General features: G+C 69.7%; 11 protein-coding genes. 4 read left to right on the top strand and 7 right to left on the bottom strand.

All coding sequences use genetic code 11. The features are described from left to right. Window positions 1-21 precede the first annotated feature (21 nt). Complete coding sequence (locus ACSP97_RS20145; protein WP_355149769.1) at window positions 22-1,593, bottom strand: MDR family MFS transporter; 1,572 nt, start codon at window positions 1,591-1,593, stop codon at window positions 22-24. 125 nt (window positions 1,594-1,718) lie between these two features. Between ACSP97_RS20145 and ACSP97_RS20140 the strand changes: the two genes are divergently transcribed. Beyond that, entirely contained in the window at window positions 1,719-2,312 is a 594-nt protein-coding gene (locus ACSP97_RS20140) for a TetR/AcrR family transcriptional regulator (RefSeq protein WP_355328108.1), read from the top strand. A 7-nt stretch (window positions 2,313-2,319) separates the two neighbouring features. Here the strand turns inward: ACSP97_RS20140 and ACSP97_RS20135 are convergent, their stop codons facing one another. Next, a complete protein-coding gene (locus ACSP97_RS20135) occupies window positions 2,320-2,868 on the bottom strand; it encodes a M23 family metallopeptidase (RefSeq protein WP_355328106.1) in 549 nt (182 codons plus the stop codon). A 447-nt stretch (window positions 2,869-3,315) separates the two neighbouring features. Between ACSP97_RS20135 and ACSP97_RS20130 the strand changes: the two genes are divergently transcribed. Both ACSP97_RS20130 and ACSP97_RS20125 read left to right on the top strand, forming a co-directional pair. Next, window positions 3,316-3,957: an HAD family acid phosphatase gene (locus tag ACSP97_RS20130; protein WP_355149763.1), complete on the top strand. Its 642-nt coding sequence runs from the start codon at window positions 3,316-3,318 to the stop codon at window positions 3,955-3,957. A 56-nt stretch (window positions 3,958-4,013) separates the two neighbouring features. Further along, complete coding sequence (locus ACSP97_RS20125) at window positions 4,014-7,055, top strand: NACHT domain-containing protein (protein ID WP_440553656.1); 3,042 nt, start codon at window positions 4,014-4,016, stop codon at window positions 7,053-7,055. Window positions 7,056-7,110: 55 nt separating this feature from the next. Here the strand turns inward: ACSP97_RS20125 and ACSP97_RS20120 are convergent, their stop codons facing one another. Then, window positions 7,111-9,633, bottom strand: coding sequence for an ATP-dependent Clp protease ATP-binding subunit (locus tag ACSP97_RS20120; RefSeq protein WP_070022487.1), 2,523 nt, complete (start codon window positions 9,631-9,633; stop codon window positions 7,111-7,113). 429 nt (window positions 9,634-10,062) lie between these two features. Here ACSP97_RS20120 and ACSP97_RS20115 point away from each other — a divergent pair, with 429 nt between their 5' ends. Beyond that, window positions 10,063-10,746 carry an SCO3374 family protein gene (locus tag ACSP97_RS20115; protein ID WP_355149759.1) on the top strand — a complete coding sequence of 228 codons (684 nt, stop codon included), beginning with the start codon at window positions 10,063-10,065 and terminating at the stop codon, window positions 10,744-10,746. Window positions 10,747-10,777: 31 nt separating this feature from the next. Here the strand turns inward: ACSP97_RS20115 and ACSP97_RS20110 are convergent, their stop codons facing one another. From ACSP97_RS20110 to ACSP97_RS20095, 4 genes are all read right to left on the bottom strand, one after another. After that, window positions 10,778-11,113: a histone-like nucleoid-structuring protein Lsr2 gene (locus tag ACSP97_RS20110; RefSeq protein WP_355149757.1), complete on the bottom strand. Its 336-nt coding sequence runs from the start codon at window positions 11,111-11,113 to the stop codon at window positions 10,778-10,780. 215 nt (window positions 11,114-11,328) lie between these two features. After that, window positions 11,329-11,862, bottom strand: a complete 534-nt coding sequence (locus ACSP97_RS20105) for an amino-acid N-acetyltransferase (protein WP_180330000.1) — start codon at window positions 11,860-11,862, stop codon at window positions 11,329-11,331. A 9-nt stretch (window positions 11,863-11,871) separates the two neighbouring features. Further along, window positions 11,872-12,315, bottom strand: a complete 444-nt coding sequence (locus ACSP97_RS20100) for a BlaI/MecI/CopY family transcriptional regulator (RefSeq protein WP_382014967.1) — start codon at window positions 12,313-12,315, stop codon at window positions 11,872-11,874. Between the two features lie 166 nt (window positions 12,316-12,481). Further along, the gene (locus tag ACSP97_RS20095; RefSeq protein WP_355328102.1) at window positions 12,482-12,661 is read right to left on the bottom strand and encodes a hypothetical protein; all 180 of its coding nucleotides are present in this window, start codon (window positions 12,659-12,661) and stop codon (window positions 12,482-12,484) included. Window positions 12,662-12,827: the final 166 nt, after the last annotated feature.

The following is a 12,827-nucleotide window of genomic DNA, read 5'->3' as shown; positions in this document are numbered from 1 at the left end:
TTCGGTGCGCGGACGGCGAGGTCAGATCGCCTCGGCCAGCGGGGGCACCACCGCTTCCGATTCCTCGGTCTTCGGGGTCTGGGGGCCGCCCCGCAGGGGGACCTCCTTGACGAAGAAGGCCGCCAGCAGGACCAGGACGGCGATCACGGCACCCAGCAGGAACGCGGAGTGGGTGCCCGCGGAGACCGCGTGCTGGTACGCCTCGCGGGCCAGCGGCGGCAGCTTCTTCAGGCTCTTCGCGTCGAGCTGGGCGGACTGCTCGGTGATGTTCTTGCCCAGCGCACCGGCCCGCTCGGCCATGACGTCCTTGACCCGGTTGTTGAACAGCGCGCCCATGACGGCGACACCGAACGAGGAACCGAGCGTCCGGAACAGCGTCGTGGACGACGAGGCCACGCCCATGTCCTTCATCTCGACGCTGTTCTGCGCCACCAGCATGGTGATCTGCATCAGGCAGCCCATGCCGAGGCCGAGCACGGCCATGTAGAGGCCGGAGGTGAGGCGGGTCGTGCCCGTGTCCATCAGCGACATCAGGTACAGGCCGACGACCATCAGCACACCGCCGACGATCGGGAAGATCTTGTAGCGGCCACTGTTGGTGGTGACGCGGCCGGCGACCATCGACGTGACCATCATCGCGCCGAGCATCGGCAGCAGCAGCAGACCGGAGTTGGTCGCGGACGCGCCCTGCACCGCCTGCTGGTAGAGCGGCAGGAACAGCGTGGCGCCGAACATCACGAAGCCGGTGATGAAGCCGATGACGGACATCAGGGTGAAGTTGCGGCTGCGGAAGATGTGCAGCGGCAGCACCGGCTCGGCGGCCTTCGTCTGCCAGAACACGAACCCGACCAGCGCGACCACGCCGAGCGCGATCAGCTCCAGGATGCGCGCGGAGCTCCAGGCGTACTCGCTGCCGCCCCAGGTGGTGACCAGCACGATCGAGGTGATGCCGACGGTCAGCAGGACGACACCGAGGTAGTCGATGCCCGCCTGGGACCGCTTCTTCGGCAGGTGCAGCACGGCGGTGACCAGCACGAGGGCGACCGCGCCGAGCGGCAGGTTGATGTAGAAGGACCAGCGCCAGCCCCAGTTGTCGGTGATGGTGCCGCCGACCAGCGGACCGCCGATCATCGCCAGCGCCATGACGCCGGCCATCATGCCCTGGTACTTGCCCCGCTCCCGCGGCGGCACCAGGTCGCCGATGATCGCCATCACGCCGACCATCAGGCCGCCGGCGCCGAGACCCTGCACGGCACGGAAGCCGATCAGCTCGCCCATGTTCTGGGCCATGCCGCTGAGCGCCGAGCCGATCAGGAAGAGCACGATCGAGCTGAGGAAGGCGCCCTTGCGCCCGTACATGTCACCGAGCTTGCCCCAGATCGGGGTAGAGGCCGCGGTGGCCAGGGTGTAGCCGGTCACCACCCACGACAGGTGTTCCAGACCGCCGAGTTCACCGACGATCGTGGGCATCGCCGTACCCACGATCATGTTGTCGAGCATCGCGAGCATCATCGCGATCATGAGCGCGAGCAGTACAACGCGCACGCTCCGCTGTTTCCGCCCCTCTTGGGCGTTCTCCACCGTGTCCGCCATCTTCCTTCTTCCCACTCCCCCCGGCGGCCACTTACTTGCCGCCCGGCTAGTTACTACACTGGGCAAGGTAGACGGCAACTAGCCGGGCGTCAAGTAAGTTTCGCGGGAGCGCAAGGAGTACGAGGATGGGCGGCACCATGGACGGCACCAAGCAGCAGCGCCGCGGCAACACCCGCCAGCGCATCCAGGACGTCGCGCTCGAACTCTTCGCGGAGCAGGGCTACGAGAAGACCTCTCTGCGCGAGATCGCGGAGCGCCTCGACGTCACCAAGGCGGCCCTGTACTACCACTTCAAGACCAAGGAAGAGATCATCGTCAGCCTCTTCGAGGACCTGACGCAGCCGATCATGGACCTGATCGAGTGGGGTCGCGACCAGCCGCACACCCTGGAGACGAAGCGGGAGATCGTACGGCGCTACAGCCAGGCCCTCTCGCACGCGGAGCCGCTGTTCCGCTTCATGCAGGAGAACCAGGCGACGGTGCGGGAGCTGCGCATCGGCGACTCCTTCAAGGACCGGATGCGCTGCCTGCGGGACATCCTGCTGGACCCGGACGCCGAACTGGTCGACCAGGTGCGCTCGGTCAGCGCGCTGTTCACCCTGCACGCCGGCATGTTCCTGCTCCAGGACCTGGAGGGCGACGTCGAGAAGAAGCGCGCGGCCGTTCTGGAGGTCGCCCTGGACCAGGTCACCCAGGCGCACGAGCACGCGCGCCGGTAGCGTCCGCTCAGACCTTGAGGCCCTTGCCGCGCAGGTAGGACAGCGGGTTGAGGGCAGAGCCGTAGCTCGGGGTGGTACGGATCTCGAAGTGCAGGTGCGGGCCGGTGGAGTTGCCGGTGGAGCCGGACAGGGCGATGTGCTGGCCGGCCTTCACGGTCTGGCCGATGCGCACGTCCACGCGGGACAGGTGCGCGTACTGGGAGTAGACGCCGTTCTCGTGCTTGATCACGATGGCGTTGCCGTACGCGGGGCCGTCGCCGGCACCGTTGGGACCGGCCTTGACCACGGTGCCGCCGTGCACGGCGACGACGTCGGTGCCGGTCGGCACGGCGAAGTCCTGGCCGCTGTGCTTGGCGACCCAGTGGGCGCCGGACTGGTTGAAGCCCGCGGACAGCGAGTACTTCTTCACCGGGTCGACCCAGGAGGCGGCCGACGGAGCGGCGCTCGCGGCTCCGGCGCCCAGCACGACCGGGACAGCGACACCGGCGGCCAGAACGGCGGCACGGGTACGGAGCGAGGACGTACGGAGAGCACGGGACGTGAAGCGCTTGATCATCGGGACCTCGTGAAATCGGGGACAGATCGGCCACCCGGCGTACAGACGTTCGCCGCGGTGGCCATCCCTTGGTAACCGATCGCCCCGCCGGGTAAAAGCGACGCTTCTACGGCGCGCGGTAGTAGCGGGCCACCCACCCGTCACTGCCTTGACGACCCGGCGACCACCGGGCACCTACGCCCCCGACGTGCGTCTTTGCCCCGGGGTTCAGAGGCGAACATGTCTTTTGCCCACCCTTTACCCGGGCGGCGCATCCCACTATCAGGGGTAGTAAGGGACATTTCGCCTGTGCGCCTTATCACCGGGCCGGCCCATGCGCACGGCCGCGAATGTGACGCAGCCCCCTGTCCACCTACCGTCCGGTAACCCTACGGTTCCCCTCGCGCCACCCGCACCGCAGATCATGCACCTGCCATCTTCGGGACGGATGCGAGAGGACCCCCACCGATGACCACAGGCCCCCTGGCGCGCCGCATCACCGTGACCGCCGTCTCCGTGGCCGCCCTGGCCGCCGTGGCCGTCCCGGCCCGGGCGGCGGACGCCCGCCCGGCCCCGGCCGACGACCCGGCGGCGACGGCGAGCGCCACCACCGGCAAGGTCGACTACGCCACCTGGCAGCAGGACTGCCGGACGGTGATGGACCAGGCGCTGCCCTACGTCAAGCAGCGCATCGCCGAGGCCGCGCCGGGCGGGAAGCAGGCCATCGTCCTCGACATCGACAACACCGCCCTGGCGACCGACCTCGGCCTCCAGGTCCCGCAGGCGGCCAACAAGCCGGTCCTGGACGTCGCCGAGTACGCCCAGGAGCACGGCGTCTCCCTCTTCTTCGTCACCGCCCGCCCGGGCATCATCGAGGCGCCCACCAAGTGGAACCTGGAGTACGACGGCTACCGGGTCTCCGGCCTCTACGTGCGCGGCCTCCTCGACCTCTTCAGGAACGTGGCCGACTACAAGACGGCCCAGCGCGCCGACATCGAGAGCAAGGGCTACGACATCATCGCCGACATCGGCAACAGCGCCACCGACCTCTCCGGCGGCCACGCCGACCGCACCTTCAAACTGCCCGACTACGACGGTCAGTTGTCGTAACCCCGTTAGGCTCCATCCGTAGTCTTCGGGACGTCGTACGACCACGGGGGTGGCGGATGGAGCCGACGGTACTGGGCGGCAAGCTGGCGTCCGCGGCGATCGGCCCGCTGGTGCGGAAGCTGATCGTGCAGGACGGTCCTGGGGCGGGCCTGGTGGACAGGCCGGTGCGGCTGTCCGCGCTGGTGACCTTCCGGGGCGAGAAGCGCACGCTCGGCGAGAAGGACGTCCACCGGCTCGCCGGGCGGATCGTGGACCGGGCGGTGGAGTCCCCGGGCGAGGCGCCGTTCCCGGCGGACGAGCGGGATGCGGTGGCCGATGCGCTGGCCAGGCGACTGCTGACGCTCGGCGAGCTGGAGATGGACGACGTGCAGGCGGTGCGCCTCGGGTACCACGACCTGGCGAGACGGCTGAGCGACGGTTCGACCGCCTTCGACGGCCTCTCCGCGGACGCCCGCCACTTCCTCGACTCCGCGACCGAATGGGCCTGCCTGCAGATCCTGGAGTTCTTCACCCGGCGGTCGTCCTTCGTGGCCCGCACCCTCGTGGAGCAGAGCCGGGCCCACGCCGAACTCATCGCCAAGGTGGACGAGTTGATCGTCCGCACCCCGCGCCCCGACGGGCGGGACACCGCCTTCGAGCGCCGCTACCTGCCGTACGTGGCCGACCGCCACAACCACATCACCATCTACGGCGTCGATCTGCACGACTCCCCGGACCGCTGGCCCCTGGAAGTCGCCTACCTGAGCCTGGAGGCGACGGCGGCCGGGGAGTCCCCGCCCCACCCGGCGACCGGCGAGCACCCACCGGCCGTCACCGGCCGGCTGCGGGCCGAGGAGGCGCTGCTCGCCGACGACCGGGTGCTGCTGCGCGGCGACGCCGGCTCCGGCAAGACCACCCTGGTGCAGTGGCTCGCGGTCACCGCGGCCCGCGACGGCGACCGCGTCCCCTACGTCCTCCCCCTGCGCACCCTGATCCGCACCGGCGCCCTGCCCGCCCCGGACGGCTTCCTGAAGGCCGTGGGCTGCCCGCTGACCCCGCCGGAGGGCTGGGCCGAGCGCGTGCTCACGGCGGGCCGGGGCCTGGTCCTGGTGGACGGCCTGGACGAGATACCGGCCGCCGACCGCCACCGCACCCGCGACTGGCTGCGCTCCCTCCTCGCGGCCTACCCCGGCAACCACTGGCTGCTGACCTCCCGCCCGACCGCCGTCCGCGCCGACTGGCTGGCCCAGGAGGGCTTCCGGGAGCTGACCCTGGCCCCGATGCGCCGCTCGGAGGTGGCGACCTTCGTCCACCGCTGGCACGAGGCGGCGCGCGCACCGGAGTTCGAGGCGCCGCTGCTGGACTCCCTGCGCACGAAGCGCGATCTGTCCCGGCTGACCACCAACCCCTTGATGTGCGGCCTGATCTGCGCCCTGCACCGCGAACGCCGGGGCTATCTCCCGACCGGCCGCAAGGAGTTGTACGACGCCGCCCTCACGATGCTGCTCGCGCGCCGGGACCGGGAGCGGGGCATGGCCGTCGAACTGGGCGAGGAGGCCCAGCTGGAGCTGCTGCAACGGCTCGCGTACGCGCTGGTGCTGAGCGGCCGCACGGAGATGGACGCCGGCACGGCGGAGGGCATCGTGGAGCGGTGCCTTCCGGCGGTGGCCTCCGCGGGCGGCGACGCGCCGGCGGTCCTGCGGGAGCTGCTGCTGCGCAGTGGCCTGCTCCGGCAGCCGGCACAGGGCGTCGTGGACTTCGTCCACCGCACCTTCCAGGACTACCTGGGGGCGCGGTACGCGGTCGAGGAGGGGCACCTGGAGGTGCTGCTCGGCCACGCCGACGACACCCAGTGGGAGGACGTCGTCCGCATGGCCGTCGCCCACGCACGCCCCCGGGAACGGGCCTGGCTGCTGCGGCAGCTGCTCGCCCGGGACACCCCCCGCCTGACCCTGCTGGCCCTGGCCTGCCTGGAGCACGCGGTGGCCCTGGACGCGGGGGTGCGGGCGGAGGTGGAGGAGCGGGCGGCGGCCCTGATCCCGCCGCGGACGAAGGAGGACGCGCGGTCCCTGGCCGGCGCCGGCCCGCTGGTGCTGGAGCTGCTGCCGGGCCCGGACGGGCTGACGGACGCGGAGTCACTGGGCGTGGTGATCACCGCGTCCCTCCTCGGCGAGGCGGAGCCGGAGGGGGCACTGGGGGTGCTGCGGCGGTTCCGAGAGCATCCGGATCTGGATGTGCGGCGACAACTCGTCGGTACGTGGCGCCGGTTCGACGCCGGGCGGTACGCGGCCGAGGTGCTGGACCACCTGGACCGTGACGGCCTTCTCCTGGAGATCGGGTCGGCCGGGCAACGTGCGCTCATGGCCAGGATGAAGCCATGGCACGGGCTTGCCTTCAAAGGCGCGCACAGAGTCGAGGACATCCTGGCCACGGTATCGACACGCGAAGCGGTGACGTTGCTCGTCTTTTGGGACAACCCTGACCTCACGGAGCTCGGCGCGCTACTACCGTTCACCTCGTTGAACGGGCTCCAGGTGACACGCTGCTCGAACGTGGTCGGGCTGGATCGTCTTTCCGCGCTTCCGCTCACTCACTTCGGCTGCTCGGACATCGTCGACATAACAGGTCTGCGGTCTCTGCGCTCCCTCACCACGCTCTCCGTGAGCCAGCACTTGCCGGGCGACGACCTCACCGCCACCCTGCCGGTCGACGCGCCACTGGATTTCCTCTTCCTCGGAAAGAACAGCACCGACAGCACTGGTTTGCGCGGGCTGAGGCACTGGACCGGTCTGCGCACACTGAGCCTCGGACCACTGACCACGGAACCGACGGCCGCCGACTGGCGAGAAGTCGCGGAACTTCCGGGCCTTACCGGGCTCTACGTGAACGGAAACATTCTTCGGGAATTCCCGCACTCCCTCGACCACATGCCGGAGCTTCCCGGCGTCGAAGAGCTTCAGGTCCCGGTGGTGACCGGCGCCGAGGACCTCTCCCCCCTGGCTCTGCGGTTGCCGGGTCTGCGGACGGTAACCCTGACCCACCAGTCCGGGACCTCCATCCCGGCCTCCGGATACCGGGAACTCTTCCCGAACGCGGAACTCACCGTGGAAGAACGCTGAAAGGGGCCGGTGCCCGAAGGCACCGGCCCCTTTTTTCAGCTGAGCCGCCGGAGGCTCACGCGTCCTTGCTCAGGTTCGGGCCGCCGCCCGCCGCCTGCTCGATCGGCGGGGCGTCCGGCAGGGCCGACTTCTCCTCGCCGCGGAAGGTGAAGGTCGCGGTGTCGCCCTCGCCCTCCGTGTCCACGACCACGATGTGGCCGGGGCGCAGCTCGCCGAAGAGGATCTTCTCGGAGAGGCTGTCCTCGATCTCGCGCTGGATGGTGCGGCGCAGCGGCCGGGCGCCCAGCACGGGGTCGTAGCCCTTCTTGGACAGCAGCTCCTTGGCGGACTGGGACAGCTCGATGCCCATGTCCCGGTCCTTCAGGCGCTCGTCCACCTTGCTGATCATCAGGTCGACGATCCGCAGGATGTCCTCCTGCGTGAGCTGCGGGAAGACGACGACGTCGTCCACACGGTTGAGGAACTCGGGCCGGAAGTGCTGCTTCAGCTCGTCCTGGACCTTGTTCTTCATGCGCTCGTAGTTGGTCTTCGTGTCACCCGAGGCCGCGAAGCCCAGGTTGAAGCCCTTGGAGATGTCCCGGGTGCCGAGGTTGGTCGTCATGATGATGACCGTGTTCTTGAAGTCCACGACCCGGCCCTGGGAGTCGGTCAGGCGACCGTCCTCCAGGATCTGCAGCAGCGAGTTGAAGATGTCCGGGTGGGCCTTCTCGACCTCGTCGAACAGCACGACGGAGAACGGCTTGCGGCGCACCTTCTCGGTCAGCTGGCCGCCCTCCTCGTAGCCCACGTAGCCGGGGGGCGAACCGAAGAGACGGGAGACCGTGTGCTTCTCGCTGAACTCCGACATGTCGAGGGAGATCAGCGCGTCCTCGTCGCCGAAGAGGAACTCGGCGAGCGCCTTGGACAGCTCGGTCTTACCGACACCGGACGGGCCGGCGAAGATGAACGAGCCACCGGGGCGCTTCGGGTCCTTCAGACCGGCACGCGTACGGCGGATCGCCTTCGACAGCGCCTTGACGGCGTCGTTCTGGCCGATGACCCGCTTGTGGAGCTCCTCCTCCATGCGCAGCAGGCGGGAGGACTCCTCCTCGGTCAGCTTGAAGACCGGGATGCCGGTGGCCGTGGCGAGGACCTCGGCGATCAGCTCGCCGTCGACCTCGGCGACGACGTCCATGTCGCCGGCCTTCCACTCCTTCTCCCGCTTGGCCTTGGCGGCCAGGAGCTGCTTCTCCTTGTCGCGCAGGGAGGCGGCCTTCTCGAAGTCCTGCGAGTCGATCGCGGACTCCTTGTCCCGGCGGACACCGGCGATCTTCTCGTCGAACTCGCGCAGGTCCGGCGGCGCGGTCATCCGGCGGATGCGCATCCGGGAGCCGGCCTCGTCGATCAGGTCGATGGCCTTGTCCGGCAGGAAGCGGTCCGAGATGTACCGGTCGGCCAGGGTGGCGGCCTGGACCAGCGCCTCGTCGGTGATGGAGACGCGGTGGTGCGCCTCGTACCGGTCGCGCAGGCCCTTGAGGATCTCGATGGTGTGCGGCAGGGACGGCTCGGCGACCTGGATGGGCTGGAAGCGGCGCTCCAGGGCCGCGTCCTTCTCCAGGTGCTTGCGGTACTCGTCCAGCGTGGTGGCACCGATGGTCTGCAGCTCACCGCGGGCCAGCATCGGCTTCAGGATGGAAGCCGCGTCGATGGCGCCCTCGGCGGCACCCGCACCGACCAGCGTGTGCAGCTCGTCGATGAACAGGATGATGTCGCCGCGGGTGCGGATCTCCTTGAGCACCTTCTTCAGGCGCTCCTCGAAGTCACCGCGGTAGCGGGAGCCGGCGACCAGGGCGCCGAGGTCCAGGGTGTAGAGGTGCTTGTCCTTCAGCGTCTCGGGCACCTCGCCCTTGACGATGGCCTGGGCGAGGCCCTCGACGACGGCGGTCTTGCCGACGCCGGGCTCACCGATCAGCACCGGGTTGTTCTTGGTACGGCGGGACAGCACCTGCATGACCCGCTCGATCTCCTTCTCGCGCCCGATGACCGGGTCGAGCTTGGACTCACGGGCGGCCTGGGTGAGGTTCCGGCCGAACTGGTCCAGGACGAGGGACGTCGAGGGGGTGCCCTCGGCGGGGCCGCCGGCGGTGGCGGTCTCCTTGCCCTGGTAGCCGGAGAGCAGCTGGATGACCTGCTGCCGCACCCGGTTGAGGTCGGCGCCCAGCTTGACCAGGACCTGGGCGGCGACGCCCTCGCCCTCACGGATCAGGCCGAGCAGGATGTGCTCCGTGCCGATGTAGTTGTGGCCCAGCTGAAGGGCCTCGCGGAGCGACAGCTCCAGGACCTTCTTGGCACGGGGGGTGAAGGGGATGTGACCGGACGGGGCCTGCTGGCCCTGGCCGATGATCTCCTCCACCTGCTGGCGGACCGCCTCGAGCGAAATGCCGAGGCTCTCCAGGGCCTTAGCGGCGACACCTTCGCCCTCGTGGATGAGACCCAGGAGGATGTGCTCGGTGCCGATGTAGTTGTGGTTGAGCATCCGGGCTTCTTCCTGAGCCAGGACGACAACCCGCCGCGCGCGGTCGGTGAACCTCTCGAACATCGTTAATCGCTCCTCAGAGCGGTCAGGCAGTGGGGGGAACTTCCCCTCCCTGTCCTTCCGCAGCTTAGTCCCGCAAGCGGGGACCGCTCATTCCAACTGCCGACACCGTCGATGGCCTCCTGACCCCGAACGCCGACATCTGCTCCAACCCGATGGTGCGAGACGATGTTCCCGCAGGCCAGGCAGTTACCCCACTCGCCACTACGCCGATGGCGAACGGGAGGCCGCCTCGCCCGCACGTCGCCCCCTCCCACTAGGCATGTCTTACCCGCTGGGACGGACACTCCATGCCGCGCGCACCGGTTCCCTCCGCTATGGGCGAACAACCTTGCGGCTCCCCCCGCCCCCGCACGCCCCTATTTCGAGCACGGTGCGCAATCGACGGGGCACCCAGCGTAACTCCCGGCCCGTCCCGCCGGTTGCACTGGCATGGCTGGCTCGGTCTCCACGCCCTCCACGGTCCCCCTTCCGCGCCGTCCCGTCGAACCGGGAGCGTCCGCCGCCCGCCACCCCGGGGCCGCGGGGTGGCGCGGTGTCCGGCGCTGGTACGAGCGCGAGCTGGGCTGGGCCGCCGTTCCCGGACGTCCGCCGCGGCTGCCCACCGGGGTGCGGTTCGACGTGCTGGACGTGCCGGCCGAGGCGGGCGCGGGGGCGCTCCGGCATCTCGCGCCGGGCTCGCCGGTGGCCCTGCGGGGCGACCGGATGGAGCTGCTGGTGGCCGCGGGCAGCGCGGAGGAGCTGCCGGGACTGCTGGAGTGGCTGGAGTGGGGCGCCGTCACGCTCGATCTGCGGGCCCTGGGGGCGGGGGACGCTCTTTTGGCCCCACTGCCGCCCGGATGGCCGCCGTCGTCCGCCGAGGGGCCTTCCCGGGGTCTTCCGGGGGCGCGCTCGCGGGGGCTTTCCGTATGCCGTGAGGGGGCCGCCGTGTGGTTGCGGCCCCCCGAGCCGGGGCGCGAGGCCGAGGCCTCACTGCCCGCGATGCCGGCCCTGGGGCGCGAGGAGCACGCCCCCGATCTCGTACGACTGGTGGACACGGTGGCGGCGTGCTGCCACCGCGTCCGGCTGCGGCGGGCCGCCGGCCGCGCCGGGAGGGTCGTACCGTCGGACCGGTGATCGGTCGTGGTACCGGTAATCGGCCGCTGGATCAGCCGTTGGCCTTCTCGTACGCCTCGCGGATGGACGCGGGAACGCGGCCCCGGTCGTTGACCTCCAGGCCGTTCTCCTTGGCCCAGGCGCGGATCGCCGCGGTGTCCTGGTTGCCGCCGGCGGCGGCACGGGCCTTTCCACGGCCGCCGGAGGCACGGCCCCCGGTACGCCGACCGCTCTTCACATAAGGGTCGAGAAGGCCGCGCAGCTTGTCCGCATTGGCGGTCGTGAGATCGATCTCGTACGTCTTGCCGTCCAGCGCGAACGTCACCGTCTCGTCCGCCTCGCCGCCGTCGAGGTCGTCGACAAGAAGGACCTGAACCTTCTGTGCCACCGGATTTCCTTTCATCGATAACGTTGAGGGTCAGGGTGCGCGCGTCCGCCCGTTTCGCCGCCCCTGTTATATGCAGTACTGCAGTACGTCGGAAAGCAAACCGCTTTTGCCGGAAAAACACAAACCCCTGGGAGAGGATCGCGGGGCACTCCGGGCACGGAAAGCTGCGCGTTTCGGACATAGGGCACCGTGCATAGTCACGGCGGCAATGACGATCACAGATGCAGAAGCATCCGGCTGTTGCCCAGGGTGTTCGGTTTCACTCGTTCGAGTCCGAGGAACTCCGCGACGCCCTCGTCATAGGAACGGAGCAGCTCCGCGTAGACATCGGTGTCGACCGGCGTCTCACCGATCTCGACGAAGCCGTGCTTCCCGAAGAAGTCCACTTCGAAGGTCAGGCAGAAAACGCGGCGAACGCCGAGCCAGCGCGCGGTGTGCAGCAACTTCTCCAGCAACTGATGGCCGACGCCCGCGCCCTTGAGGCCGGGCTTCACGGCCAGAGTGCGCACTTCCGCCAGGTCCTCCCACATGACGTGCAGTGCGCCGCAGCCGACCACCTCGGCGTTGTCGTCCCGTTCGGCGACCCAGAACTCCTGGATGTCCTCGTAAAGCGTGACCGTGGCTTTGTCGAGCAGGATGCGGTCGCGGACGTAGGCGTCGAGGAGGTGGCGCACGGCCGGAACATCGCTGGTGCGGGCACGACGGACCGTGATGGCTTTTGCGGGAACTTCGGGACGCGCTGCTGACATGAGCGGACGCTATCGCCCGTCGGCGCCCTCTGCCGAGCCGGGGTTCTCCTCTTGCCGCGCCCGCGCGGCTTCCGGTTCCCCGGCTTCGGTGGGCCGCGCCCGGCGCGCTTCGGGTGCTTCCGCGGATTGCGGCCCCTGGACGATGCGTACGGCGTCCGCGAGGGCCTGGCGCTGTTCCTGGCTCATCATCCCGAAGAAGGCGACGAGCGCGGCGGCCGGGTTGTCGCTCTGCGACCAGGCGTCGTTCATGAGTGCGGCGGCGTAGGCGGCGCGGGTGGAGACGGCCTCATATCGATAGGCGCGGCCTTCCGCCTCGCGGCGCACCCAGCCCTTCTGATGGAGATTGTCCAAAACCGTCATCACGGTGGTGTACGCGATGGAGCGTTCCTGCTGGAGGTCTTCCAGGACTTCTCGAACGGTCACCGGGCGGTTCCACTTCCACACCCGCGTCATGACCGCGTCTTCGAGTTCTCCCAAGGGGCGAGGCACAACTCAGACAATAGTGGGAGATCCCGGCAATGGCGTGCCGGACGTGCGCGAAGCCCACGAATGCGGGCAAAAAGGGCACGAGCCGGGACGCGTACCGCTTTCCCGGCTCGCGGTGATCTCCGGGGAGTGCTCAGGCGTCGCCGGCGGCGGGCGCGTTGCGCGTCCCCTCCGCGCGGGCGAGGGCGGCGTCCACGGCCGCGTCCTCCTTGGCCTTGGCGGCCCCGCCCTGGGTCTTCACGATCACCCGGACCAAACCGATGAAGAACGCGGCCATCACGACCGGCGGAACAAGCGCGGAGACGTAGTCCATGGCACCAGGGTAGCCACGGCGGAACGGGCGAATGGTGCGGGGGGCGCAAACGCCGACAGGTCCCCGGGGGCGGGCGGGGCCGTTCGGGGCACTCCGCGGAACGCGGGCGCGGGTGGGCGCGGGGCCCGTCCGGACAAGGAGCCGCCCGCGCCCCGGAGAGGTGGGC

The organism is Streptomyces sp. SCPE 10 (assembly GCF_051980735.1).
GTDB lineage: Bacteria > Actinomycetota > Actinomycetes > Streptomycetales > Streptomycetaceae > Streptomyces > Streptomyces misionensis.
The sequence above is the reverse complement of the archived record's forward strand: the minus strand, read 5'-3'. Positions and strand labels throughout refer to the sequence as shown.